This window comes from Pseudooceanicola nanhaiensis DSM 18065 (assembly GCF_000688295.1).
GTDB classification, from domain to species: domain Bacteria; phylum Pseudomonadota; class Alphaproteobacteria; order Rhodobacterales; family Rhodobacteraceae; genus Pseudooceanicola; species Pseudooceanicola nanhaiensis.
Window position 1 is genome coordinate 880,702 of record NZ_JHZF01000013.1, and the last position, 24,639, is coordinate 905,340.

Consider the following 24,639-nt stretch of genomic DNA (forward strand, 5'->3'; position numbering starts at 1 on the left):
ATGGCCGAACAGCAGATCAGAACCGATGTCACCGGGCGCGTCTGGAAAATCCTCAGGACCCCGGGCGAGGCCGTGGCCGAGGGCGAGACGATCCTGATCGTCGAGGCGATGAAGATGGAGATCCCGGTTGCGGCCGAGGCCGCGGGCAGGCTGCTCCGCCTGCTCGTGGCGGAAGAGGACGAGGTGGCGGAAGACGCCGTGGTCGCGGTGGTGGAGGTCGGCGCATGACCCCGCAGGCGATCTTCGACCGGATGATCCAAGACGGCGACGTGGTGCTCGACCGCCTCGACCGCCACGCCGAGGACCGGCCCGACAAGCTCTTCGTCCATCACGGCGACAGCGACACGGGTCTGAGCTACGCCGCGTTCCGCGACCGGGCCGACGCGATGGCGGCCGGACTTGCCGCGCTCGGCGTGGCGCCGGGCGACCATGTGGCGGTCCATTCCCGCGACGCGCTGACCACGGCGGTCGCGATGTTCGCCATCTGGCGCGCGGGCGGGGTCTTCGCGCCGGTCAACTACAACCTGACGGGCGATTTCCTGACCTACCAGCTTGCCGACACCGCGCCGAAGGTGCTGATCGCCGATGCGGCGGGGGTGGCCGCGATCGCCGCGCAGCGGGCCGGGATGCCGGACTTCGTGCTCGTCGGGCCGGGCGGCGACGTCGAGGCGCCGGAAGGCGATACCGTGCCGCGCGTCGCGCTCGGCCCGTTCAGCCCGGCCGCGCTGATCTACACCTCCGGCACCACCGGGCCGGCCAAGGGCGTGAAGCTGGGCCACCGCTGGATCAACCAGTATTGCTTCAACCCCCGCGTCCTGAACACGGCCGAGGACGTCATGCATTGCGACCTGCCGCTCTACCACGTCGGCGGCGCCTTCAGCCTGCTCGCCCGGGCCGCGTGGCTGGGGGCGAGCTGCGGGCTCTGGGACCGGTTCTCGGCCACCACCTACTGGGACCGGATCGCCAGCCTCGGCGCCTCGGTCACCACGCTGCTCGACGTCATGGTCCCGCATGTCATGTCGCAGCCCGAGCGGCCCGACGATTCCGCCAACACGCTGAACAAGATCCACATCCAGCCGTATACGCCGCGCCACCACGCCTTCGCCGAACGCTTCGGCATCGACTTCATGACCGTGGGCTTCGGCCAGACCGAGAGCGGGTCGAGCTTCTCGGCCATCATCGACGAGTTTCCGGACCGGCAGGCCACGCCCGCGGCGCTGTGGAAGGGCCTGTCCAAGGACGACTACCGGGCCACCGCCCGCGCGCTCGGCCGCCCCCTCTTCGACGGCGCAACCGACCTGCCCAAGGGCCTGATGGGCGCGCCGTCCCCGCTGTTCGAGGTCGCGGTGCTGGATGACGAGGACAGCCCCGTCGCCGAGGGGCAGCCGGGCCAGTTCTGCCTGCGCCCGCGCTTTCCCGGCCTGATCCTGCAGGAATACATCAACAAGCCCGAGGCCACCGCGAAGGTGCTGCGGAACTGCTGGTTCCACACCGGCGACGCGATCCGCCGGATCGACGCCGAAAGCGACCTCCATGCCTTCGTCGACCGGATGGGCGGCTTCTTCCGCGTCCGCGGCGAGAACGTGAGCTCGTTCGAGGTGGAAAGCGCGATGCTGCGCCTGCCGGAGGTGCGCGCCGCCGCGGCGATCCCGGTGCCCGCCCGCGCCGGAGAGGAGGACGACATCGCCGTCTTCCTGGAGCTGGAGGCGGGCAGGACGCTGGACGAGGCGGCGGTGCGCGCGCATGCGCAGGCGGCCATGCCCCGCTACATGCAGCCGCAGTACATCCGGTTCGTCGCCGCCCTTCCGGTGACACCGACCTCGAAGATAGAAAAGTACAAGCTCCGCGCCGCGCTGATGGCCGAGCTTGGGGAAAGGGAGGAGCGCGCATGACCGACGACACCGGCTACCTTGAGGACCTCGCCGCGGTGCAGGCCCGGCACTGGCCCGCGGCCGTCCCGCGCGAGATCGAATATCCGCTGGGCGAGATCACCCTGACGCGCCACGTCGCCCACTGGGCGGCCACGCGGCCGGCGGACACCGCCATCGTCTACTACGGGGCCGAAACCAGCTGGGAAGCGCTCGACGACCGGGCCAACCGCTGCGCGCACCTTCTGGCCGAGAGCGGCCTTGTGCCCGGCGATCGCGTGGCGGTCTTCCTGCCCAACTGCCCGCAGTTCCACATCGCCTTCTACGGCATCCTGCGGGCCGGGATGGTGCATGTGCCGGTCTCGCCGCTCTCGACCCCGGACGAGCTGGATTTCGTGCTGAAGGACACCGGGGCCCGCGCGCTCGTGACGCTCGACACGCTGGTGCCGGTGGTCGAGGAGACGGGCGCGACGGAGGACGGGCTGACGGTCTTCTCGACCGCGCTGGCCGAGGTTCTGCCCGAGCAGCCGGCCTTCCACCTGCCGGCCTCCGTCGCCACGGCGCCGCGCGACTGCCCGGGCACGACGGCGCTGCTGCCCGCGCTCGAGCGGATGCCGGCCGATCCGGTGGACCATTCCACCCTCGACGCCATCGCCGCGCTAAACTTCACCGGCGGCACGACCGGGATGCCCAAGGGCTGCATCCACACGCAGCGCGACATGGTCTTCACCGGCGCGGCCAACTGGTCCGTCACCACCGGCCGGATGGAGGGCGTGACGCTGTCCTTCATGCCGGAGTTCTGGATCGCGGGCGAGAACGCGGCGCTGATCTTCCCGGTGATGACCGGCGAGCCGCTGGTGCTGCTCACCCGCTGGGACCCGCTGGGCGTGCTGCAGGCGATCCAGCGCTACCGCGTCACCACGACCGCCTTCGTGGTGGACGGCGCGGTCGAGCTGATGAACCGCTCGGATTTCGGCGATTACGACCTCTCGTCGCTGCGCCGGGTCCGGGTGGTCAGCTTCATCAAGAAGCTCGACGCCGACATCCGCGCGCGCTGGAAGGGTCTGACCGGCACCGTGCTGGCGGAATCCTCGTGGGGGATGACCGAGACGCACACCTCCAACACCTTCACCACCGCGATGCAGGAGGACGATTTCGACCTCAGGCAGCGCCCCGTCTTCGTCGGCCTTCCGCTGCCGGGCAACGAGATCGTCATCCGCGATTTCGACAGCGGCCGGCCCGTTCCCCTGGGCGAGGAGGGCGAGATCACCATCCGCTCGCCGGCGATGCTCAAGGGCTACTGGCAGCGCCCCGATGCCACCGCCGAGGCGATCCGCAACGGCTTCCTGCATTCCGGCGACATCGGCGTGATCGACGAGATGGGGTTCCTGCACTACCTCGGGCGCCGCAAGGAGATGCTGAAGGTCCGCGGCATGTCCGTCTTCCCGGCCGAGCTCGAGGCGGTGCTGGGCAAGCATCCCGGCGTCGGCGGCTCGGGCGTCGTCGGGCGCAGCGATGCCCATGCCGGGCAGATCCCGGTGGCCTTCGTGATGCCCTCGGACCCGGGGCTGACGGCCGAGGCGCTGACGGAATGGCTCTCGGACCGGGTGTCGAAGTACAAGCTCCCCGAAATCCGGCTGGTCGAGGCGCTGCCGATGACCGCAACGAACAAGGTCCGCAAGGCCGAGCTGGCCAAGTGGGTCGAAACCAAGGAACCGACTGCGTGAAGACTTTGAACCGACTGCTCATCGCCAACCGGGGCGAGATCGCGCTCCGCATCATCCGCACCGCCGCCGACGCCGGGATCGAGACCGTGGCCATCCATCCCGAGGACGACGCGGCCTCGCTCCACGTGCTGCGCGCCGACCGGGCGGAGGTTCTGCCGGGCCGCGGGGCGCGCGCCTATCTCGACGTCGATGCGGTGGTGGCGGCGGCGAAGGCCGCGGGCGCCGACGCCGTGCATCCCGGCTACGGGTTCCTGAGCGAGAACGCCGGTTTCGCCGAGGCGGTCGAGGCGGCGGGAATGCTCTTCGTCGGGCCGACGCCCCGCGCGCTCGGGCTCTACGGCGACAAGGTGGCGGCGCGGAAACTGGCGACCGAACATGGCGTGCCGACGGTGCCCGGCACCGGCGACCCGGTGGACCGGGCGGCGGCCGAGGCCTTCTTCGCCGACCTGCCCGAAGGCGCCGCGATGATCCTCAAGGCGGTCGCGGGCGGCGGGGGCCGGGGCATGCGCGTGGTGCGCAGCGCCGATGGAGTCGCGGAGGCGCTGGAGGCCGCGCAGCGCGAGGCGCAGGCCGCCTTCGGGGACGGCAACGTCTATGCGGAACGCTTCATCGAAAGCGCGCGGCATATCGAGGTGCAGGTGATCGGCGACGGCACGGGTGCGGTCGCGACGCTGGGAGAGCGGGACTGCACGCTCCAGCGGCGCCACCAGAAGGTGATCGAGATCGCCCCCGCGCCGGATCTCGACGGTGCGACGCGCCGGACGCTCACCGATCACGCCGCGGCGCTGGCCGCCGCGGGCAGCTACCGCAGCCTCGGCACCTTCGAATTCCTGATGGACACCGGAACCGGCGAGGTCTTCTTCATCGAGGCCAACCCCCGCATCCAGGTCGAACACACGATCACCGAGGCGATCTTCGACATCGACCTCGTGGCGCAGCAGATCGCCATCGCACGGGGCGCCACGCTGGCCGATCTGGCCCTGCCCGAGACCCCGCGCGGCATGGCCGTGCAGGCGCGCGTGAACATGGAGCGGATCGACGGCGAGGGCGGCATCCGGCCCGCCGGCGGCACGCTCACCGCCTATGACCCGCCCGCGGGGCCGGGCATCCGCGTGGACGGTTTCGGCTATGCCGGCTACCGCACCTCGGCGGCCTACGATTCGCTGCTGGCCAAGGTCATCGCCCGCGGGGCCGACTGGCCGTCGGCGCGGGCGCGGACGCTGCGGGCGCTGTCGGAATTCCGCATCGCCGGGTGCGAGACCAACATCGGCTGGCTGCGCGCGCTGCTCTCGCGGCCCGAGCTGGACGGCTACGAGGTCTCGACCCGCCTGATCGAGACGCTCTACGCCCCGCTGGCCGAGGCCGCGGCCGGGCTGGCGCAGCCCGGGTTCGGGGCGTCGGAGGCTGACGAGGCAGGCGAGGCGGTGGCGGATGTGCCGGACGGCGAGGCCTCGGTCCCCGCCCCGATGCAGGCCACCCTGGTGGACATCCGAGTGGCCGAAGGCGACGTCGTGGCCAAGGGCCAGCCTCTGGCGGTGCTCGAGGCGATGAAGATGGAGCACGTGATCGAGGCGCCGGTCTCGGGCCGGGTCGGCAACATCTTCGCAACGCCGGGAGGCGCGCTGATGTCCGGCGCGCCGATCCTGTCGATCGCGCCCGGCGACGGGCCCGACAGCGTGGCGCAGGCGGAAGAGGCGATCGACCTCGACGCCGTGCGCCCCGATCTGCAGGAGCTCTTCGACCGCGTGAAGATCGGCCGCGACGAGGGCCGCCCCGAGGCGGTCGCCAAGCGCCACAAGCTGGGGATGCGGACGGCGCGCGAGAACCTCGCCGATCTCTGCGACGACGGCAGCTTCAACGAATACGGCGAGCTTGCGATCGCCGCGCAGAGCGGGCGGCGCGCGCGCGAGGACCTGATCCGCAACACCTCGGGCGACGGCATCCTCACCGGCACGGGCCGGGTGAACACCGACCTCGTGGGCGAGGCCGACGCGCGCTGCGCCTTCGCGCTTGGCGATTACACCGTGCTCGCGGGCACGCAGGGCCAGCGGCACCACCGAAAGCTCGACCGGATCTTCATGCTCGCGGCCTCCGAGAAGCTGCCGATGATCTTCTTCGCGGAAGGCGGCGGCGGGCGCCCGGGCGACACCGACCGGGTCACCGTCTCGGGGCTCGACGGGCACAGCTTCGCGGCCTTCGCGGGCCTCTCGGGCAAGGTGCCCGTGGTGGGTGTGGCCGCCGGGCGCTGCTTCGCCGGGAACGCGGCGCTTCTGGGCTGCTGCGACGTGATCATCGCGACCGAGAACGCCAATATCGGCATGGCGGGCCCGGCGATGATCGAGGGCGGCGGCCTCGGGTCCTACCGCCCCGAGGAGGTCGGCCCGATCGACGTGCAGACCGCGAACGGCAACGTGGACATCCGCGTCAGGGACGAGGCCGAGGCCTGCGCCGTGGCCAGGCAATACGTCTCGTACTTCCAGGGCCCCGTGACGGACTGGACGGCCCCCGACCAGCGGCTTCTGCGCCGCGCCATCCCCGAGAACCGGCTGCGGGTCTACGAGGTGCGCGACGTCATCGGCACGCTGGCGGACGAAGGCTCGGTGCTGGAACTGCGCCGCGACTGGGGCGACGGCATGGTCACCGCCCTGATCCGGATCGAGGGCAAGCCCTACGGGCTGATCGCGAACAACCCCAAGCATCTGGGCGGGGCCATCGACGGGGACGCGGCCAGCAAGGCCTCGCGCTTCCTGCAGCTCTGCGACGCGCATGGCCTGCCGGTGATCTCGCTCTGCGACACGCCGGGCTTCATGGTCGGCCCCGAGGCCGAGAAGACGGGGCTCGTGCGCAAGGTCTGCCGCATGTTCGTCACCGGCGCCGCGGTGCAGGTGCCGATCTACGCCATCGTCCTGCGCAAGGGCTACGGGCTGGGCGCGATGGCGATGGTCGCCGGCGGCTTCAAGGAGGCGGTGCTGACAGCCGCCTGGCCGACCGGGGAATTCGGCGGGATGGGTCTGGAAGGGGCCGTGCACCTGGGCTTCCGCCGCGAGCTCGAGGCGGTCGAGGACCCGGAGGAGCGGCAGGCGCTGTACCAGAAGCTGCTCGACGACCTCTACGATCGCGGCAAGGCGCTGAACTTTGCGACTGCGACCGAAATCGATGCCGTGATAGACCCGATGGACACCCGCGGCTACATCGCGCGCGCGGCCAATGCCGCGCGGCGTCCCGAGCGGGGCGTCCGCGGTTTCGTCGACACGTGGTAGGATCGCGCAACACATCCGCCGACCCCGGCCGCGGGGTCGGGCAGAAAGGGGCTCAAAGGTGAAACGGAACCTCGCCATCTCCATTTCCCGGCCGCGCGGACGCAGCTCCGGCGAGGAGGCGGGCGGCGCGATCCGCTTCCGCCACGGGCTGCGGCCGCGCACCATCGCCGAGCAGATCGCCGACACCTGCGGCGTGATGATCGTCGAGGGTCGGCTGGCCCCCGGCGACCGCGTGGGCGAGGAGAAGCTGGCCGAAATGTACCGGGTCAGCCGCGGCCCCGTGCGCGAGGCGATCCGCATCCTCGAGAAGCGGCGGCTCGTCGACATCATTCCCCGCCGCGGCGCCTTCGTGCGGGCGATCACGCTCGATTCGATCGCCGACCTCTTCAACGTCCGGAACGCGCTGGCCGCCATGGCGGTCGAGACGGTGACGCGCCGGGCCGCCCGGCAGGAGAAGGACCCGACTCTGCTCAAGCTCGAGCGCCGGCGCGCGCAGCTGGCGCGGATGGCCGAGGACCCGGCGTGCAGCCCGCTCGACTTCAGCTTCCAGCTGACGCGAATCGTCTACACGCTGATCTCGGGCAGCGGGAACCGCCTGCTCGGCGAGATCTGGACGGAGCTGAACGAGCACACCTTCTGGACCGCGATCTGGCGGACCCCGCAGGACGGCCTGACCCACGAGGAGCGGCAGGCGCGATACGCACAGGTGAACGCCACCGTCGAGCTGGTCCGCGCCGGTCAGGTGCCCGAGGCCGCGGCCTCCCTGCGGACCTGGATGGACGAGATCCGGGACAGGGTGCTGCAGAACCTCGCCTGACCGGCCCCGACCGCGGGCGGTTCAGACCAGGCCGGCGAGCCAGAGATAGAGCGGCAGGCCGATCGTCACGTTGAACGGGAACGTCACGCCCAGCGAGAGGGTGAGGTAGATCCCCGCCTCGGCCTGCGGCAGCGCGATCTTCATCGCCGCCGGCACCGCGATGTAGGAGGCCGAGGCCGCCAGCACCATCAGCAGGAACAGGCTGCCGGTCTGCAGGCCGATCAGCGCGCCCAGCCCCAGGGCGAGCGTGGCGCCGACCACGGGCATCAGCAGCCCGAAGGCGAAGAGCCCGGCGCTGAGCAGGTGCCGGTTGCGCAGCAGGCTGCGGCCCGCCGACAGCCCCATGTCGAGCAGGAAGAGGCAGAGGATCCCGGTGAAGGGCGTCACCACGAAGGGGGCGATCATCTCCATCCCCCGGTCCTGCGTCACGGCGCCGATCGCGAAGGCGCCGACCAGCAGGACGATGGAGCCGTTGGCGAAGAGCTCCCGCACCGGGACGTGGCCCGCCGCGCCGCCGCGTCCGAACCGGTGGGCGATCCAGAGTGCGGAGAGGATCGCCGGCACCTCCATCGCCGCGGCGACCGCCACCATGTAGCCGTCGGACGCGATCCCGGTCAGGTCCAGCAGGCTCGATGCCGCGACGAAGGTCACGATGGAGATCGAGCCGTAATGGCCCGCGACGGCCGCCGCGTTCAGCGCATCGAGCCGCGTCATCCGGCGCAGCAGGCCGTAGGCCACGAAGGGGATCAGGAAGGACAGCGCCAGCCCGGCACCGATCGCGGCGAAGACATCGCCGCCAAGCCCGTTCTCGGCCAGGCTGTGGCCGCCCTTGAAGCCGATCGAGAGCAGCAGGTAGAGCGACATGATCTTCGCCGCCCCCTCGGGGATGGACAGGTCGCTGCGGGCGACGGCGGCCAGCAGGCCGAGGACGAAGAAGAGGATTGTCGGAACCATCAGGTTGCCGACGAGGCTGTCGAAAATGGGCATCGCGTGAACTCCGTGTCAGGTCACGCGCCTGTTGCCGGGTTTCATCGCATAGCTTAAATACAAAGATCAGAGATATAGGATAGTCTGGGAATATGGATGCGGCCCACGCTCCGTCAGATGGAATACGTCGTCGCCGTTCACCAGCTCCGCAGTTTCGGGCTGGCGGCGGAGGTTCTGAACGTCAGCCAGCCGAGCCTTTCGAACCAGATCGCCGCCGTCGAGGCGGAGCTCGGCGTGCGCCTGTTCGAGCGCGGACGGGCCGGGGCGCGCACCACGGCGCGGGGGCTCGAGTTCGTGACCCGCGCCCGCCGCATCCTCTCGGAGGTCGAGGCGCTGCGCGCCACGATGCGCTCGGACCTGCCCTTCGGCGGACGGCTGCGCCTTGGCGTGCTGCCGTCGATCGGCCCCTACCTTCTGCCGCAGGCGGTGCGGGCGCTGCACGCGGAAGAGCCCGACCTGCGCGTCATCGTGCGCGAGGAGAACACGCTCAGCCTGGACGAAGGCATCCGGAACGGGCGCTTCGACGCGATCATCTCGACGCCGGAGGACCATCCGAACACCATTCAGCATCCGCTGTTCACGGAGCCGCTCTGGGTCGCGGTGGCCCATGATCACCCGCTCGCCGACCGCGACCGGCTGGGCGCGGCGGAGCTGGCGGGGCAGCGGCTGCTGACGCTGGACACCGGGCACAGGCTGGCGCGGATCGTCTACGGCATCGCCGGTGCGAGCGGGGCGATGGTGTCGGACGATTACGAGGGCACGAGCCTCGATTCCATCGTGCTGATGGCGGCGACCGGGGCCGGGATCGGGATCCTGCCGGACCTCTTCGCGCGGCGGCAGGGCGTGCACCGCAGCGAGGTGCGGGTGATGCCGCTGGAAATGCCCGACGCGGACCGAAGGATCAGCCTGCTGCTGCCGATGGACCGCTCGGAGTCCTTCGCGCACCGGCTGGCGGGAACGCTCCGTGACGCGGCGGACCGGCTGGAGCTCGACATCATCGCGGCGTGACGGCCCCGCCGGCGGTCAGTGGTTGTGGCGCGGCGGCCTGCGCGAGATGCGGTGGAACCCCTTGGCCGAGCGCAGGGTGGCGCCGTCGCTCAGCTGCGTCGCCTCCTGCCGGTAGATCTTCTGCCACGGCGTCTGCGCCTCGGGCACGGGCGGCGCGGCCTCCTGCCGCCGCCGCGCGATCTCGGCCTCGTCCACCAGCATGTCGCAGCGCCCGGTGTCGAGGTCGATCCGGATCCGGTCGCCGCTGCGCAGCCAGGCGAGCCCGCCGCCTTCGGCGCTTTCCGGCGAGGCATGCACGATCGACGGGCTGTCCGCGGTGCCCGATTGCCGCCCGTCGCCGATGGTGGGCAGGCTGGTGATGCCGGCCCGGATCAGGCGGTCGGGGGGCTGCATGTTCACCACCTCGGCCGCGCCGGGCCAGCCGAGCGGGCCGGAGCCGCGGATCACGAGGATCGAGCGGTCATCGACCCCGAGCTCCGGATCGTTGATCCGGGCGTGGTAATCCTCGGACCCGTCGAAGACCACCGCGCGGCCCTCGAACCGGTTTTCGTGCCCGGGTTCCGACAGGAAGCGGCGACGGAAGTCCTCGGAGATCACGCAGGTCTTCATGATGGCGAAGTCGAAGAGGTTGCCGGTCAGGACGCGGAAGCCCGCCCGTTTCATCAGCGGCGCGTCCCAGGGGCGGATCACCTCGCGGTCCGTCGCCTCGCGCCCGGCCAGGTTCTCGCCGATGCTGCGCCCGGTGACGGTCGCGCAGCCGGTGGCCAGCACCCCGGCCTCGGCCAGTTCCCACATGATCGCCGGGACCCCGCCCGCGCGGTGGAAGCGCTCCGACAGGAACCGGCCCGCCGGCTGGACATCGGCCAGCAGCGGGATGTCGTAGCCGTGGATCTGCCAGTCGTCCCGGGTCAGCTCGACGCCCGCGGCCTCGGCGATGGCGGCGAGGTGCGGCTGCGCGTTGGTCGATCCGCCGATCGCCGCGTTGACCCGCACCGCGTTCAGCAGCGCATCGCGTGTCAGGATCTGCGACGGCCGCAGGTCCTCCGTCACCAGTTCGACCGCGCGGCGGCCGGTGCGATAGGCCATCTGCCCGCGCTCGCGATAGGCGGCGGGGATCGCGGCGCAACCGGTGAGCGACAGGCCCATGGCCTCGGCCAGCGCATTCATGGTCGAGGCGGTGCCCATCGTGTTGCAATGCCCGATGGAGGGCGCGGACTCGAGCGCGGCTTCCAGGAACTCGGCGCGGTCGATCTCACCGGCGGCGTAGCGGCGGCGGGATTGCCAGATCACCGTGCCGGACCCGGCGAGCCGCCCCTCGTGCACCGAATCGAGCATCGCGCCGCCCGACAGGACGATCGCCGGGATGTCGACGGTGGCGGCGGCCATGATCGCGGCGGGGGTGGTCTTGTCGCAGCCGGTGGTCAGCACCACGCCGTCGATGGGATAGCCGTGCAGCACCTCCACCAGCCCGAGATAGGCGAGGTTCCGGTCCAGCGCGGCGGTCGGACGGCGGCAGTTCTCGAACACCGGATGGGTGGGAAACTCGATCGGGATCCCGCCCGCGTCGCGGATGCCGTCGCGCACCCGCTTGGCCAGGTCGATGTGATGGCGGTTGCAGGGCGCGAGGTCGCTGCCCGACTGGGCGATGCCGATGATCGGGCGGCCCTCGGTCAGCTCTTCCGGGGTCAGGCCGTAATTCATGAAGCGTTCGAGGTAGAGCGCGGTCATGTCGGCATGGTCGGGATTGTCGAACCAGTCCTGGCTTCTGAGACGGCGTTTCGTCATTCCAGCACTCCCCGCGCGGCGAGATTGCCCATCAGGGCGCGCGTCCCGAAGGTCCAGGGCGCGACCGCGTCGCAGGGCCGGACCCGGTTGACGAGGCGGCCGAGCTCCGGCGACGAGATGGTGACGAGGTCCCCGGTCTTGTGCGTGAAGCCCATGCCCGCGCCGTCGCGGTCCTTGGTGGGGGCGAACATCGTGCCGAGGTAGAGCATGGCGCCGTCCGGATACTGGTGGGTCGGGTTCAGCAGCTGCGCGGCCAGCTCGTCGGGCCGGCGCGAGATCTGAGCCATGTCGGAATGGTCGGACAGCGTGAAGCCGTCGGTTCCGGCGATCTCGAGCCCGACGCGCAGGCGGCCCACGTCCTCGAGCGTGAAGCTTTCGTCGAAGAGCCGGAGGAAGGGGCCGATGGCGGCGGCGGCGTTGTTGTCCTTGGCCTTGCCCAGAAGCAGGGCCGAGCGCCCCTCGAAATCCCGCAGGTTCACGTCGTTGCCGAGCGTCGCGCCGCGGATCTCCCCGCGGGAGTTGATGGCCAGCACCACCTCGGGCTCGGGGTTGTTCCAGTGCGACCCGGGATGCACGCCGATCTCGGCACCGCAGCCCACGGCGGACATCGGCTGCGCCTTGGTGAAGATCTCGGCATCGGGACCGATCCCGACCTCGAGATATTGCGACCAGAGCCCCGCCTTCTGCAGATGCGCCTTCACCTCGGCCGCCTTGCCGGATCCCGGGACCAGCCCGCGGAGGTTTCCGCCAAGGATGTCGGAGAGCTCGGCCCGGATCGCCTCGGCCCGCGCGGGATCGCCCTTGGCGCGTTCCTCGATCACCCGTTCGATCATGGAGCCCGCGAAGGTGACGCCGGCCGCCTTGATCGCCTGCAGGTCGCAGGGCGGCAGGAGGTGGCCGAGGCCGCCGCACCCGTTGCCCGCATCGAGAAAACCGTCGAGCGGGCCGAGCGACGGCCCGGCCCCGGCCAGGTCTGCGGAGAGGTCGTCGATCTCGAGCAGGTCCGACATCGTGGGGGCGATCCGGGTCAGGTCGAAGAGCTCTCCGTCGCGGACCAGCACGGGGCAGGGGCCGCTCGCGGCCTTCGACCAGACACGGCCGAGCAGCAGCGCGCCGGGCGTCTCGGGCAGGATGTCCCGCGCGCTCAGTGTGACTGGTTCATCTCCGGTCATCGCGACCTCCTGTTTCGACCCCGTGAAATCCCCTGCCTGTCACGTCCGGTCCTCCGGCGGTGCGGCTGGCTCGGGGAAGGTCGCGAGGCCCTTCCGCAGGTGCGTGCGCATCAGGTAGCGGTAGGCGAGGTGATCCGACGCCTCCAGCGCCCGCAGCACGCCCTCGTGCTCCAGATAGGTTTCGCCCTCGATGATCCGCCGGGTCTTGCCGCGCTGCATGATGCGCAGGATTACGGGTTTCATGATGCCGTAGACGTCGAGGATCGAACGGTTGCCGGTCAGCGAGATCAGCTTGGTGTGGAACTGGAAATCGAACTCCGACGCCTCCACCACGCTGCGCGCCTGCACCATCTGGCGGTTGAGCCCGTGCAGCTCGGCGAGGTCCTCGGGCGTGACGGCGTCGAAGATCGCCAGCGCGGTGCCGGTCTCGATCAGCTCGCGGAACCCCTGGATGTCGTCGAAGGTCTGGCGCGAGATCTCGGCCACGTTGAACGAGAAGATGTCGAGCGCGCGGTTCATCCTCTGGTCGACGATGGTGGCGCCGACCTTGGGGCGCACGTCGACGATGCCGTAGGCCTTCAGCATCCGCATCGCCTCGCGCACCGTGTTGCGGCTGATCGCGAAGCGTTCGCAGAGCTCGCGTTCGGTGGGAAGCTTGTCGCCCACGGTCAGCCCGTCGGTGTCGATCAGGTCGCGGATCTGGGCCACGACCTGATCCACGGCCGATCCTTCGCCGGTGTCGTCGTAGGTGTCGTCCAATGCGGTCGCCTCGTGTTTGGTCAAGCTGCCCCTCATATTGGCCAGGTTGCGATTGGCGGGAAAAAGAGAATCGTCGCCAGGACGATGAGTTGCAAGGCGATGAAGGGCAGGAGTGCCGTGTAGATGTGCTTCAGCGTGATCTCCTTCGGCGCCACGCTCTTGAGGTAGAAGGCGGCGGGGCCGAAGGGCGGTGTCAGATACGACACCTGCATGTTCACCGCGAAGAGGATGCCGAACCAGATCGGATCGTAGCCCAGTTGCACGACGATGGGCACGAAGATCGGCAGCGTCAGCAGCGCGATCCCGATCCAGTCGAGGAACATGCCCAGCACCAGAAGGATCAGCATCATCACCATGATGATGACCACCGGCGGCGCCTCGATCCCGAGGATCGCCTGCGCGACGAAGCGGTTGCCGCCCATCAGGTTGTAGACGCCCACGAGCACGGCCGCGGCGATCCCGATCCAGATGATCATGCCGCAGGTCTCGAGCGTGTGCACGAGGCTGTCCTGGATCATCTTCAGGTTCAGCTCGCGCCGCATCAGCGCGATGATCAGCACGGCCGAGACGCCCATGGCCGCGGCCTCGGTGATCGAGGCGATGCCGCCGTAGATCGACCCCAGCACGACGAAGACGATGAAGAGCGGCGCGGCGAGGGAGCGCAGGGCCGAGAGAACGGATTCCTGCGCCGCCTCCTCGCGCGACATCGGCGGGCCGAGGTTCGGGTTCCGCCAGCAGAGGAAGAGCACGTAGGCCACGTAGAAGCCCAGAAGCAGCAGGGCGGGGGTGATCGCCGCGATGAAGAGGTCGGCGATGGAGGCGTTCGCGACCAGCCCGTAGATGATGAGCACGATCGAGGGCGGCATCATCGTGCCGAGCGAGCCCCCGGCGCAGACGACCCCGATCGACAGGCTCCGGTCATAGCCGAGCCGCAGCATCTGGGGCAGGGCGAGGATGCCGAGAAGGACGATCTCGCCCCCGATCACGCCCGACATGGCGGCCATCAGGATCGCGACGATCAGGGTCTGGACCGCGACGCCGCCGGGCAGGCGTCCGGCGAGGATGCGCATCCCGTTGAACAGCGACCGCGCGATGCCCGAACGGTCGAGGAGCGCCGCCATCAGGATGAACATCGGGATCGCGACGAGCGAATATTCGGTGATGAAGCCGAAGATCCGCGACGTCACCAGCGGCAGGGCCATGGGGCCGAACCAGCCGAAGGTGAAGATGAGCGCGACCAGCCCCGTGACCCAGGCCAACGGCTGGCCGGTCAGCAGAAGGACGAAGATCGCGGCAACGAGGAGGTAGGACCCGTATTCGATCCCGAGCGCGTCGAGCCCCATCATTCGCCTCCGGCCGAGGTGTCGCGCCGGATCGCCTCGATCAGGTGGAGGAGCGTCTGGACGAACATCGCGGCCACGCAGATCAGCACCAGGAGCTTCAGGAGCGCCGGCGTCGGCGGGTTCCACGAGGTGCCCGTGCCCTCGAGATGCAGCGCGCCGGTCGGTGTGAACCACGACTTGCCCACCATCACCCAGGCCGCATAGGCGAGGCCCGCGAAGAAGAGGAGCGCGATCACGGAGTTGAAGATGTCCAGCGTCCGCCGCCGCTGCGGTCCGGCCGCGTCATAGAACATCCGCACCCGGATATGCTTGTCCCGGGCCAGCGCCACGGGGCCCCCGATCAGGAAGATCGCGGCGATCAGGAAGGTCGTCGTCTCGTGCGCCCAGAAGGTCGGGCTGTCGAAGACGTAGCGGGCGAAGACCTCGACCACGGTGATGAGGAAGGCGACGAAGATCGCCCATGCGAAGACCTTGGACGACCCGGCGATGGCCCGGTCGAGCCCGGTGCGGATCTCGGCGTCGCCGTCCTCCATCCGGGTGATGATGTCGCTCTCGTCGGCCATTTCCGGCTCTCCTGCCTGCCTGCTGCCCTGCGCCCGGCGGTTTCCCGGCCGGGCGCAGCCTTGTCGCGTCGTGTCGGATCAGAGCAGGTTGCGGCCCTGCAGGTACGTCGTGACCGCGTCGTAGTAGCGCTGCGTCATCTCGGTCTTGGGCGCCCAGTTCTGCCATTCCTCCTGCGCGATGCGCCGGAACTTGGCGCGCTCGTCGCCCGACCAGTTGATGATCTCGATCTCCGGGTTTTCCCTGGCCTTCTCGACCGCCGCGGCGTCGAGCTGCCGGACCGAGAAGATGTGGTTGAAGCTGAACTGCTTGACCGAGGCGGTCAGGATCTCCTGCAGATCCTCGGGCAGCTCGTCCCAGACCGATTTCGTCATCGAGACATCGATCATCGGCAGCGAGTGGAACCCGGGGTAGAGCGGGTAGTTCGCGATGTCGTTCATCCCGAGCGACTGGTTGGTCGCGAAGACGGTGTTGTCCGCCGCATCCACCACGCCCTTGTCGAGCGCCGAGAAGATCTCGGAGCCCGGCAGCGACACCGGCGCGGCCCCCGCCTTCGAGAAGATCTCGTAGACCATGCCTTCGGGCGCGCGCATCTTCACGCCCTTCAGGTCCTCGACCGTGCGGATCGGCACGCGCGAGACGAAGGCCTCGGGCTCGGTCGCCGCGGCGCCGATGAACTGGACGCCGTAGGGCTCGACCAGCTCGGCATAGAGCTCGTTGCCGCCGCCGCTTTCCATGAAGCCCAGAAGCTCGAACGGATCGCTCCATGCGCCGACGAGGTTGCCCATCATCGCGAAGGCCGGGTCCTTGCCCGAGAAATAGCTGGGGTCGGTCAGATGTCCCTGCAGGATGCCCGCGCCGACCGCGTCGAGCGTGTCGGTATGCGGCACGACCGAGCCGATCGGCAGGATCTCGATCTCGATCCGGCCGCCGGAGAGCTTGCCGACTTCCTCGGCCCATTTCTGCTTGTTGACGAAGCCCGGCTCCCCCGCCGTCTCGGATGTCTGGAACGTCCAGTTGTAGTCCGCGGCCAGCGCCGGGCCGGTCAGGCTCAGCGCCGAGACCGTCACGACCGCCATGCCGGCGAGCCTGTTCAAAAAGTTCATGTCGTCCTCCCTGTGGTCGATGCCGGACCGTATCCTCCAACGGACCGGAGGAATGCGCGCATTCCTGTGGTTGGACAAATAAGGCACAGCCGGAAGTCGAGATCAACGCTTCGCGATGGCTGCATGAGCGAAAACCGCCTGTTTGCCGCGGATGGCATTGTGAAACAGGGGTTTTTCGTTCTAGAATTTCTGCGTTCGCGGGCGCGCTTCGAGCATCTGGTATGACAAATAAGGTGTCACGACGAGCGAATCCCGGAGCATGCACGCTCTGATTGCGTCCGTCCCGACCCGGGCGCACCCCATTCGACGGAAGGAACAGACGGATGATGGACCTTGGTGGAAAGGTGGCGCTGGTCACCGGCGGCAACGGCGGCATCGGCCTCGCCATGGCGGGAGCGCTGGCGGATGCGGGCGCGACCCTCGCGCTTGTCGGGCGCAATGCGGACAAGACCGAGGCCGCGGCCGCTTCTCTGGCGCGTGAAGGGGCGCCTGCGCCGCTGGCCCTCACCGGCGACATGACCGAGGAGCAGGGCGTGGCCGCAGCCGTGGCGCGGGTCGCCGCGCAGTTCGGCGGGCTCGACATCCTCGTCAACAACGCCGGGGTGAACGACCGGAAGCTGCCGCAGGACTATACCCTGCCGGAATGGAACGCGCTGATCGCGGGCAACCTGACCTCGGCCTTCCTCGTGTCGAAGGCGGCCTATCCGCTGATGGCGGCGCGGGGCGGCGGGAAGATCGTCAACATCGGGTCCATCATGTCGATCTTCGGCTCGCCCATGTCGGCGCCCTATGCCGCGGCCAAGGGCGGACTCGTGCAGATGACCAAGGCGCTGGCGACCGCCTGGGCGGGCGACAACATCCAGGTCAACGCGATCCTGCCGGGCTGGATCGACACCGACATGACGGTGACCGCGCGCGAACAGGTGCCGGGGCTGAACGACCGCGTGCTCGCGCGCACGCCCGCGGGGCGCTGGGGGCGGCCGGCGGACCTTGGCGGGGCGGCGCTGTTCCTCTGCGCTCCGGCGTCGGATTTCGTGACCGGGATCGCCCTGCCGGTGGATGGCGGATATTCCTGCGCGGCCTGACGCGACCGCCCCCCCGGCACTGCCCTGCGGAAAGTGCATAGCGGCCTTGACTGGCATTTTCGCTGCAACGCAGCGATATGGTGCCGTGACAGAGAATGCATGACCGAGGATGACACGATGCAAACCGAGGCCCAGACCTTCGAACCCCTTTCCCACGCCGACGTGCAGGCGATCCTGCGTCAGGCCGAGCGCCAGCGCGCCCTGGTCATCGCCGGCTTCTTCCGCCGCCTGTTCGGCCGCTCCGACGCCGCCGCAGCCGCCCCGGCCGCCGGTGCCGCGCACGCCTGACCTGCCCGCGATCACCGATCGCGCCGGCTCCAGAAGCTCCGCCGTTTCCGGCGGAGCTTCTGTCGTTTCAGGGGGCTATTCGAGCGCCTCGAGGTAGCGGTGGATCTCGGTGTGATCGGCTCCGGCGCCCAGCCCGGCCTCGGCGCGCGCCCAGATGTCCGCGACGGCCGCGACACCCGGCAGGGGCTTTCCGGTCGCCCCCGCCAGGGCCGCGGCAAGGCCCACGTCCTTCGCCATCAGGCTCAGCGCGAATCCCGCCTCGCGGTAGTTTTCCGACAGGATGAACTGCGCGACCTTGTTCTCGGTCGAATTGTTGCGGCCGGTCGAGGCGTTGATGATCTCGGTCATCCGCGCGGGATCGAGCCCGAAGGCCCGCGCCATGATGACCGCCTCGCAGGCCGCCACGAGGCCCGCGGCCGAGACATAGTTGTTCAGCGCCTTGGTGGCGTGTCCGGCCGCCAGCGGCCCCGCGCGGAACACCCGGCCCATCGAGGCCAGCACCGGCTCGACCGCATCCATGGCCGCCGCGTCGTCGCCGCCCAGCATGATCGCGAGCGTGCCGTCCACCGCCTTGCGCACCCCGCCCGAGACCGGCGCGTCGAGCAGCACGATGCCCGCCGCGGCGAGCGCCTCTCCGATGGCGCGCGTCTCGACCGGGTCCGAGGAGCTCATGTCGACCACGACCGACCCGGGGGCGAGATGCGCCGCGAGCCCGCCGTCGCCAAGGCAGACCGAGCGCACGATGGCCGAGTTGGGCAGCATCAGGATCACCGTCCCGCAGCCGGCGAGGTCCTTGAGCGTCGCGGCCGCGGCAAGCCCGTCGCGCTCCGCCACCCGGCGGGCGGCATCGGGCGCGGCATCGTGGACCAGCGGCGCGTGGCCGGCGGCGGCGAGGCAATGCACCATGGGGGCGCCCATGGTGCCGGTGCCGACAAATCCGAGCGCGGCCAAGGTCAGATCGCCTCCATCTCTTCCAGCACGGCGCGGGCGGTGCGGAAGCTGTCGACCATCGCGGGCACGCCGCAATAGATGCCGACCTGAAGCAGGATCTCCTTGATCTCGTCCGGGGTCAGCCCGTTGTTGATCGCGCCGCGGACATGGGCGGCCAGTTCGTGCTGCCGGTTGAGCGAGGCGATCATCGCGATGTTGATCGTCGAACGGGTCTTGCGGTCGAGCCCCTCGCGGCCCCAGACCTCGCCCCAGCAATAGGTCGTCACCAGCTCCTGCAGCTCGCGGGTGAAATCACTCATCCCGTCGATCGCCTTGTCGACATAGGCGTCGCCCAATGTGGCGCGGCGGATCTCCATGCCCTTGTCGTAGGTGGCCTTGTCCATCTCGTCTTCCTTTCGTTGCGGGGGCGGACGCCGGGTGAGGACCGCGCCGTCCGTGACCGATCAAGCATCTTGTCCGACGCTGCGTCAACTCGGCCCCGGTGGCGGCTTTCCGGGCAGGCGCGCGCCTGCGGGGCGGTTTCGCGTCCCGACCGCATTGAAACCGCCGGGCGTCGCTTCTACGCTCGCCGCGTCACGGCGGCCCGCCCCGGGCCGGCCCCCATTCCCAGATACACAGGACCCGGCGCCATGAACGAGCACCCGCTTTGGAAATTTGTCGAGGACTCGCAGGACCGGTTCCGCGCCCTGAGCGACCGGGTCTGGGCCACGCCGGAAACCTGCTATGCCGAGACGGCCTCGGTCGCCGCGCATGTGGAGGAACTGACCCACCAAGGGTTCCGCGTGCAGGAGAACCTCGCCGGGATCGCGACCGCGGTGATGGGCGAGGCGGGCGAGGGCGGGCCGGTCATCGCCTTCCTGGGCGAATTCGACGCGCTGGCGGGGCTGAGCCAGAAGGCCGACGTGCCCGAGCAGAGCCCGCTTGAAGAGGGGGCGAACGGCCATGGCTGCGGGCACAACCTGCTGGGCTCGGCCGCGATGCTGGCCGCAACGGCGGTGAAGAACTGGCTCGAGCAGACCGGCACCCCGGGCCGCGTCCGCTATTACGGCTGCCCGGCGGAGGAGGGCGGCGCCGCCAAGGCCTTCATGGTGCGCGAGGGCGCCTTCGACGATGTCGACATCGCGATCACCTGGCATCCGGGCGACATGCCCAACGTGGTGCGGGGCAGCTCGCTCGCCAATGCACGTGTCGATTTCACATTCGCGGGCCGCGCGGCCCATGCGGCGGGTGCGCCGCATCTGGGGCGCAGCGCGCTGGACGCGGTCGAGCTGATGAGCGTCGGCATCAACTACATGCGCGAGCACATGCCCGACGAGGCCCGGATCCATTATGCGATCATCGACGGGGGCGGGATCTCTCCGAACGTGGTGCAGGCCCATGCCAAGGTCCGCTACGTCGTGCGCGCCGCCACGGCGCCCGAGATGCTGACCCTGCTGGAGCGGGTCCGCAAGGTCGCCGCCGGCGCCGCGCTGATGACCGAGACGCAGGTCACCGACAAGGTGCTCGCCGCCGTGTCGAACCTCGTCTACAACGCCCCGCTGGGCGAGGCGATGCGGCGCAATCTCGAACAGCTCGGCCCGCCGCCGTTCTCGGACACCGACCGCGCCTATGCCGCCCGCTTCCAGGCCACGCTGTCCGAAGAGGACATCCGCGCCGCCTACCGCGCGATCGGGCTGGAGGAAGACGGCCGCCGGCCGCTGGCCGATTTCCTCGTGCCCGCGGACGCGCCGGTGATGCCGATGGGCGGCTCGACCGACGTGGCCGACGTGAGCTGGGTGGTGCCCACGGTGCAGTTCTGGGGGGCGAACCACGCGATCGGCACGCAGCTGCACAGCTGGCAGGCCACCGCGCAGGGCAAGAGCCAGCCGGCGATCACCGGCATGTTCCACGCGGCCCGAGTGATGGCCGCGACCGGCGCCGACGCCATGCTCGACCCGGACCTGCGGGAGCGCGCCAAGGCGGACCTCGCGCGCCGCGTGGGCCCGGAGGGCTATGTCAGCCCGCTGCCCGAAAACGCCGTGCCGCCGGTCGCCGAGATGGCCTGAACCCGCGGGCGCTCCTGCGGGCGGCGCCCCTCCCGCCGTCTCCCGGGGTTGCGGCCCGCGGGTGTCCCCCCGATAGTGCCGACGGGGCCGCGGTCCGGCCCCGGCGATACAGACAGGGGAGGAGAGCCCGTGACCGACATCCGCGACCTGAGGGGCGTCGTCCCCTATCTTCCCACGCCGCTCACGCCCGGGGGCGAGGTCGATGCGGAGGCGCTGAAACGGCTCTGCGATCACCTGATCGCGGCGGGCGTGCACGGGCTGACCCCGCTCGGATCGACCGGTGAATTCGCCTATCTCGATTTCGCCGCGAAGGAACGGGTCGTCGCCGCCACGGTCGAGGCCGCGGCCGGCCGCGTGCCGGTGATCGCCGGGGTCGCGGCGACGACGATCCGGGACGGCGTGGCGCAGGCGAACCGCTGGGCCGAGCTCGGGGCGGACGGCATCCTCGCGGTGATGGAGGCCTATTTCCCCGTGCCGGACGCGGGCGTCATCGCGTATTTCACCGCCATCGCGGATGCGACGGACCGGCCCGTGACGCTTTACACCAACCCGAATTTCCAGCGCTCCGACCTCACGCTCGACGCGATCGACGCGCTGTCGCACCACCCCAACATCCTGTTCGTGAAGGACGCCTCGACCAACACCGGGCGTCTCCTGTCGATCCTGAACCGGACCGAGGGGCGGATCGGCGTCTTTGCCGCCTCCTCGCATATCACCACCGCGGTGATGCTGATCGGCGGGCGCGGCTGGCTGGCCGGGCCGTCCTGCATCATCCCGCGCCAGAGCGTGCGGCTGTTCGAGCTCTGCGAGGCCGGGAAATGGGACGAGGCGATGACCCTGCAACGGGAGCTCTGGGCCGTGAACCAGGTGTTCGCGCGGTTCAACCTTGCCGGGGCGGTGAAGGCAGGTCTGCGGCTTCAGGGGTTCGACTGCGGCGATCCCGCGCCGCCCCAGCCCGCGCTGACGGCAGAGCAGGTCGCGGCCGTCCGCAAGGTGCTCGAGAAGGTCGGCGCGCTGTAACCGGGCCACAGAGGACCATGCGCACCCGGATGTGACCGGCAGGGGCTTTTGCAAGGGCCGCGAACCTGCGTAAATCGGCGCAACGGTTCCGTGTCACCAAGCCCGGGTTGGGTCGCATGTCGTCTTCGCAGAATGCCACAGGTCGCATCGCGCTGGTGCTTCAGGGCGGCGGTGCGCGCGGCGCCTACCACGTCGGCGCGATCAAGGCGCTGGCCGAGATCGCCGGGCCCGGCCGCTCGCCCTTCCAGATCATCTGCGGCGCCTCGGTCGGCGCGATCAATGCCTCGGCCGTCGCCGTCGCCTCGACCGATTTCCGCGCCGGGGCCGAGCACCTCGAGGAGCTCTGGCGCGGCCTCGACTCGAGCGCGATCTTCGACACCCGCGCGCTGCCGCTGATCGCCACCGGCGCCCGCTGGGCGATGACCCCGGTGCTTGGGCCCTTCGGCGTCCGCACCACCGGCGGGATCCTCGATTACGCGCCGCTCGACCGGCTGCTGCAGCGCGAGTTCAGCCAGGCGCGGCTGCGGCATGCCATCACCTCGGGCGCGCTGCACGCGATCTGCATCACGGCGACCAGCTACACCGAGGGCATCTCGGTCACCTTCTTCCAGGGCATCGACGAGATCGCCGACTGGGAACGCGCCCGCCGCCGGGGCGCACGCGTCGCGCTTGGTCCGCAGCACCTGCTGGCCTCGGCCGCGCTGCCCTTCGCCTTCGATCCGGTGCGCCTGGACGGCGGTTTCTTCGGCGACGGGGCGCTGCGGCTGAGCTCTCCGCTCTCGCCCGCGATCCATACGGGGGCGGACCGGATCCTCGTCATCACCACGCGCGACGGCATCCCGGACCGCCCCGACACGCCCAAGGCGAGCCCCAGCCTCGGCGCGATGGCGGGCCATGCGCTGGACATCCTGTTCAACGACAACCTCGAGGCGGATTACGAACGGCTCACCCGGATCAACCAGACGGTGTCGCTGCTGTCGCCCGAGGCGCGCGGGCAGACGCCGCTGAAGGAGGTCGAGGCGTTGATGCTGCGCCCGTCCAAGGATGTCCGGACCATCGCGAAAGCGCTCTCGGCCGATCTGCCGCGCGTTCTGCGGGTCATGGTGCGCGGATTGGGCGGGGCCGAGGGGGACGGCCAGATCGAAAGCTACATGATGTTCGAGCCCGCCTATATCGCGCGGCTGATCGACCTCGGCCATGCCGACACGATGGCGCGCGAGGCCGAGATCCGCGGCTTCTTCGGCCTCGGCTGAGACGGGCTGACAATCCGCGCCGCGCGGGGTAGCCCTTGGGGGACAGCCTGGAACGGGGACGGGACCATAGCGGAGCACGACGAAGACCGGCAGCCCGGCGCCACGGCGCGCGCCGCGCGGCTGCGGGACGCCGGCGCGGCGCTTCTGCCGGGGCTGGCGATCTGCCTGATCGTCGCGGCCGCGGCGCGGTTCCTGTCGGAACATTACGGCGCGCCGCAGATGCTGTTTGCCCTGCTGCTTGGCATGGCGCTGCATTTCCTCGTGGAGGACCCGCGCTGCCAGCCCGGCATCGACTTCGCCGCGCGCACCGCGCTGCGGCTCGGCGTGGGGCTGCTCGGCGCGCGGATCACCTTCGACGAGGTCTGGGGACTTGGCCTTGGCGCGGTGGCCTGGATCGCGGCGGGCGTGGTGCTGACGATCCTGGTCGGTCTGCTCGCGGGACGCACCGGCCCGATGGGCGCGCGCTTCGGGGTGCTGTCCGGCGGGGCGGTCGCGATCTGCGGCGCCTCCGCGGCGATGGCGCTGGCCGCGGTGCTGCCCCGCGACCGCACGTCGGAGCGGGACACGATCCTCGTGGTCGTCTCGGTCACGGCGCTCTCGACCCTCGCGATGGTGCTCTACCCGATGGTGGTGGCCGTGTTCGGGCTGACCGACCACGAGACGGGGATCTTCCTCGGCGCCACGATCCACGATGTCGCGCAGGTGGTGGGCGCGGGCTATTCCGTCTCGCCCGAGGCCGGCGACACTGCCACCATCGCCAAGCTGTTCCGGGTCGCGATGCTGATGCCCGTGGTGCTGTGCATCGGTCTCGTCTTCCGCGGCGGTGGCGGGGCGGGGGCGGCGCCGCTGCCGCTTTTCGTGCTGGGCTTCGCGGCGCTCGTGGTGGTGAATTCCGCCGGGCTGGTGCCCGGGGCGGTGGCCGCGGGACTATCGGCGGTCTCGGGCTGGTGCCTCGTCACCGCCATCGCGGCGCTCGGGATCAAGACCTCGCTCAAGGCCCTGACCGAGGTGGGCGCCGCGCCGCTGGTGATGATGGTGGGCGAGACGCTGTTCCTCGCGCTCTGGATCGGCGCGGGGCTCTGGCTGGGCATCTGATCGCATTGCGGCCCCGGCCCGGCGGGCTACATTCGCCACAGCTTTCCCGGAGACGCCCACATGCTCACGATCGGCACGCTCGCCCGCCGGACCGGCACCAAGGTCCAGACCATCCGCTACTACGAGCAGATCGGGCTGATGCCCGAACCCGGCCGCAGCGAGGGCGGGCAGAGGCGCTATGCGGAAGAGGAGCTCGATCGGCTGGCCTTCATCCGCCATTCCCGGCAGCTGGGCTTCCCGCTCGAGGCGATCCGCGAGCTTCTGGACCTTTCCGAACATCCGGCGCGCCCCTGCTTCGAGGCCGACGCCATCGCCGCCCGCCAGCTGAAGGCGGTCGAGCGCAAGATCGCCCGCCTGCAGGCGCTGCAATCCGAACTCTCCCGCATGGTCGCGGAATGTCATGGCGGCGCGGCGTCGCGCTGCCGGGTGCTGGAGGTCCTGAAGGACCATTCCGAATGCCTGACCGAGCACGCCCAGGCGGAGGGGGTGGCGGAAAGGGCTTGAAGCTA

General features: G+C 70.1%; 22 protein-coding genes. 13 read left to right on the forward strand and 9 right to left on the reverse strand.

The annotated features are described in order from the left end of the window. From Q344_RS0114305 to Q344_RS24030, 5 genes are read left to right on the forward strand one after another with little or no spacing between them, the layout of a single operon-like run. A complete protein-coding gene (locus tag Q344_RS0114305) occupies nt 1-228 on the forward strand; it encodes an acyl-CoA carboxylase biotin carboxyl carrier protein subunit (protein ID WP_028287341.1) in 228 nt (75 codons plus the stop codon). Next, nucleotides 225-1,892, forward strand: coding sequence for an AMP-binding protein (locus Q344_RS0114310; protein WP_028287342.1), 1,668 nt, complete (start codon nt 225-227; stop codon nt 1,890-1,892). The genes Q344_RS0114305 and Q344_RS0114310 overlap by 4 nt, the downstream gene beginning before the upstream one ends. Beyond that, complete coding sequence (locus Q344_RS26590; RefSeq protein WP_036539253.1) at nt 1,889-3,595, forward strand: AMP-binding protein; 1,707 nt, start codon at nt 1,889-1,891, stop codon at nt 3,593-3,595. The genes Q344_RS0114310 and Q344_RS26590 overlap by 4 nt, the downstream gene beginning before the upstream one ends. After that, nucleotides 3,592-6,855, forward strand: coding sequence for an acetyl-CoA carboxylase family protein (locus tag Q344_RS0114320; protein WP_028287343.1), 3,264 nt, complete (start codon nt 3,592-3,594; stop codon nt 6,853-6,855). The genes Q344_RS26590 and Q344_RS0114320 overlap by 4 nt, the downstream gene beginning before the upstream one ends. A gap of 58 nt (nt 6,856-6,913) precedes the next feature. Then, nucleotides 6,914-7,672: a GntR family transcriptional regulator gene (locus tag Q344_RS24030; RefSeq protein WP_051630639.1), complete on the forward strand. Its 759-nt coding sequence runs from the start codon at nt 6,914-6,916 to the stop codon at nt 7,670-7,672. 21 nt (nt 7,673-7,693) lie between these two features. On the opposite strand, the gene Q344_RS0114330 is transcribed toward Q344_RS24030, so the two are convergent. Then, nucleotides 7,694-8,659 (reverse strand): sodium-dependent bicarbonate transport family permease, encoded by a 966-nt coding sequence (locus tag Q344_RS0114330; protein WP_028287344.1) that lies wholly within the window; start codon nt 8,657-8,659, stop codon nt 7,694-7,696. A gap of 96 nt (nt 8,660-8,755) precedes the next feature. On the opposite strand from Q344_RS0114330, the gene Q344_RS0114335 reads away from it, so the two are divergent. Then, nucleotides 8,756-9,667: a hydrogen peroxide-inducible genes activator gene (locus tag Q344_RS0114335; RefSeq protein WP_028287345.1), complete on the forward strand. Its 912-nt coding sequence runs from the start codon at nt 8,756-8,758 to the stop codon at nt 9,665-9,667. A gap of 15 nt (nt 9,668-9,682) precedes the next feature. Here Q344_RS0114335 and Q344_RS0114340 read toward each other — a convergent pair whose 3' ends face one another. From Q344_RS0114340 to Q344_RS0114365, 6 genes are all read right to left on the reverse strand, one after another. Then, entirely contained in the window at nt 9,683-11,452 is a 1,770-nt protein-coding gene (locus tag Q344_RS0114340) for an IlvD/Edd family dehydratase (RefSeq protein ID WP_028287346.1), read from the reverse strand. Beyond that, nucleotides 11,449-12,624, reverse strand: a complete 1,176-nt coding sequence (locus Q344_RS0114345) for a fumarylacetoacetate hydrolase family protein (protein WP_028287347.1) — start codon at nt 12,622-12,624, stop codon at nt 11,449-11,451. The genes Q344_RS0114340 and Q344_RS0114345 overlap by 4 nt, the downstream gene beginning before the upstream one ends. A 39-nt stretch (nt 12,625-12,663) precedes the next feature. Further along, nucleotides 12,664-13,407 carry a FadR/GntR family transcriptional regulator gene (locus Q344_RS0114350; RefSeq protein ID WP_169739196.1) on the reverse strand — a complete coding sequence of 248 codons (744 nt, stop codon included), beginning with the start codon at nt 13,405-13,407 and terminating at the stop codon, nt 12,664-12,666. Nucleotides 13,408-13,415: 8 nt separating this feature from the next. Further along, nucleotides 13,416-14,729: a TRAP transporter large permease gene (locus Q344_RS0114355; RefSeq protein ID WP_211249922.1), complete on the reverse strand. Its 1,314-nt coding sequence runs from the start codon at nt 14,727-14,729 to the stop codon at nt 13,416-13,418. Next, the gene (locus Q344_RS0114360; RefSeq protein WP_028287350.1) at nt 14,726-15,289 is read right to left on the reverse strand and encodes a TRAP transporter small permease subunit; all 564 of its coding nucleotides are present in this window, start codon (nt 15,287-15,289) and stop codon (nt 14,726-14,728) included. The genes Q344_RS0114355 and Q344_RS0114360 overlap by 4 nt, the downstream gene beginning before the upstream one ends. Nucleotides 15,290-15,367: 78 nt before the next feature. Further along, nucleotides 15,368-16,393, reverse strand: a complete 1,026-nt coding sequence (locus tag Q344_RS0114365) for a TRAP transporter substrate-binding protein (RefSeq protein WP_028287351.1) — start codon at nt 16,391-16,393, stop codon at nt 15,368-15,370. A gap of 323 nt (nt 16,394-16,716) precedes the next feature. Here Q344_RS0114365 and Q344_RS0114370 point away from each other — a divergent pair, with 323 nt between their 5' ends. Together Q344_RS0114370 and Q344_RS0114375 are read left to right on the forward strand one after the other, a co-directional pair. Beyond that, nucleotides 16,717-17,478 (forward strand): SDR family NAD(P)-dependent oxidoreductase, encoded by a 762-nt coding sequence (locus tag Q344_RS0114370; RefSeq protein WP_028287352.1) that lies wholly within the window; start codon nt 16,717-16,719, stop codon nt 17,476-17,478. A gap of 99 nt (nt 17,479-17,577) precedes the next feature. Beyond that, nucleotides 17,578-17,766 carry a hypothetical protein gene (locus tag Q344_RS0114375; RefSeq protein WP_028287353.1) on the forward strand — a complete coding sequence of 63 codons (189 nt, stop codon included), beginning with the start codon at nt 17,578-17,580 and terminating at the stop codon, nt 17,764-17,766. A 75-nt stretch (nt 17,767-17,841) separates the two neighbouring features. Here Q344_RS0114375 and Q344_RS0114380 read toward each other — a convergent pair whose 3' ends face one another. Beyond that, nucleotides 17,842-18,717 carry an NAD(P)-dependent oxidoreductase gene (locus Q344_RS0114380; protein ID WP_028287354.1) on the reverse strand — a complete coding sequence of 292 codons (876 nt, stop codon included), beginning with the start codon at nt 18,715-18,717 and terminating at the stop codon, nt 17,842-17,844. A 2-nt stretch (nt 18,718-18,719) separates the two neighbouring features. After that, nucleotides 18,720-19,100, reverse strand: coding sequence for a carboxymuconolactone decarboxylase family protein (locus tag Q344_RS0114385; RefSeq protein ID WP_028287355.1), 381 nt, complete (start codon nt 19,098-19,100; stop codon nt 18,720-18,722). A gap of 246 nt (nt 19,101-19,346) precedes the next feature. Between Q344_RS0114385 and Q344_RS0114390 the strand changes: the two genes are divergently transcribed. From Q344_RS0114390 to Q344_RS0114410, 5 genes are all read left to right on the forward strand, one after another. Continuing rightward, the gene (locus Q344_RS0114390; protein WP_028287356.1) at nt 19,347-20,762 is read left to right on the forward strand and encodes a M20 family metallopeptidase; all 1,416 of its coding nucleotides are present in this window, start codon (nt 19,347-19,349) and stop codon (nt 20,760-20,762) included. 129 nt (nt 20,763-20,891) lie between these two features. Beyond that, nucleotides 20,892-21,782 carry a dihydrodipicolinate synthase family protein gene (locus Q344_RS0114395; protein ID WP_028287357.1) on the forward strand — a complete coding sequence of 297 codons (891 nt, stop codon included), beginning with the start codon at nt 20,892-20,894 and terminating at the stop codon, nt 21,780-21,782. A gap of 116 nt (nt 21,783-21,898) precedes the next feature. Further along, entirely contained in the window at nt 21,899-23,035 is a 1,137-nt protein-coding gene (locus Q344_RS0114400; RefSeq protein WP_036539260.1) for a patatin-like phospholipase family protein, read from the forward strand. A 159-nt stretch (nt 23,036-23,194) separates the two neighbouring features. Beyond that, nucleotides 23,195-24,130, forward strand: a complete 936-nt coding sequence (locus Q344_RS0114405) for a YeiH family protein (RefSeq protein ID WP_342342021.1) — start codon at nt 23,195-23,197, stop codon at nt 24,128-24,130. A gap of 60 nt (nt 24,131-24,190) precedes the next feature. After that, nucleotides 24,191-24,634: a MerR family transcriptional regulator gene (locus tag Q344_RS0114410; RefSeq protein ID WP_028287360.1), complete on the forward strand. Its 444-nt coding sequence runs from the start codon at nt 24,191-24,193 to the stop codon at nt 24,632-24,634. Nucleotides 24,635-24,639: the final 5 nt, after the last annotated feature.

Bases quoted from the DNA above. Each gene is read 5' to 3' on its own strand.
- Q344_RS0114305 (WP_028287341.1), top strand. From the start codon at position 1: ATGGCCGAACAGCAGATCAGAACCGATGTCACCGGGCGCGTCTGGAAA.
- Q344_RS0114310 (WP_028287342.1), top strand. From the start codon at position 225: ATGACCCCGCAGGCGATCTTCGACCGGATGATCCAAGACGGCGACGTG.
- Q344_RS26590 (WP_036539253.1), top strand. From the start codon at position 1,889: ATGACCGACGACACCGGCTACCTTGAGGACCTCGCCGCGGTGCAGGCC.
- Q344_RS0114330 (WP_028287344.1), bottom strand. From the start codon at position 8,659: ATGCCCATTTTCGACAGCCTCGTCGGCAACCTGATGGTTCCGACAATC.
- Q344_RS0114335 (WP_028287345.1), top strand. From the start codon at position 8,756: ATGCGGCCCACGCTCCGTCAGATGGAATACGTCGTCGCCGTTCACCAG.
- Q344_RS0114340 (WP_028287346.1), bottom strand. From the start codon at position 11,452: ATGACGAAACGCCGTCTCAGAAGCCAGGACTGGTTCGACAATCCCGAC.
- Q344_RS0114345 (WP_028287347.1), bottom strand. From the start codon at position 12,624: ATGACCGGAGATGAACCAGTCACACTGAGCGCGCGGGACATCCTGCCC.
- Q344_RS0114355 (WP_211249922.1), bottom strand. From the start codon at position 14,729: ATGATGGGGCTCGACGCGCTCGGGATCGAATACGGGTCCTACCTCCTC.
- Q344_RS0114360 (WP_028287350.1), bottom strand. From the start codon at position 15,289: ATGGCCGACGAGAGCGACATCATCACCCGGATGGAGGACGGCGACGCC.
- Q344_RS0114365 (WP_028287351.1), bottom strand. From the start codon at position 16,393: ATGAACTTTTTGAACAGGCTCGCCGGCATGGCGGTCGTGACGGTCTCG.
- Q344_RS0114370 (WP_028287352.1), top strand. From the start codon at position 16,717: ATGATGGACCTTGGTGGAAAGGTGGCGCTGGTCACCGGCGGCAACGGC.
- Q344_RS0114375 (WP_028287353.1), top strand. From the start codon at position 17,578: ATGACCGAGGATGACACGATGCAAACCGAGGCCCAGACCTTCGAACCC.
- Q344_RS0114385 (WP_028287355.1), bottom strand. From the start codon at position 19,100: ATGGACAAGGCCACCTACGACAAGGGCATGGAGATCCGCCGCGCCACA.
- Q344_RS0114390 (WP_028287356.1), top strand. From the start codon at position 19,347: ATGAACGAGCACCCGCTTTGGAAATTTGTCGAGGACTCGCAGGACCGG.
- Q344_RS0114400 (WP_036539260.1), top strand. From the start codon at position 21,899: ATGTCGTCTTCGCAGAATGCCACAGGTCGCATCGCGCTGGTGCTTCAG.
- Q344_RS0114410 (WP_028287360.1), top strand. From the start codon at position 24,191: ATGCTCACGATCGGCACGCTCGCCCGCCGGACCGGCACCAAGGTCCAG.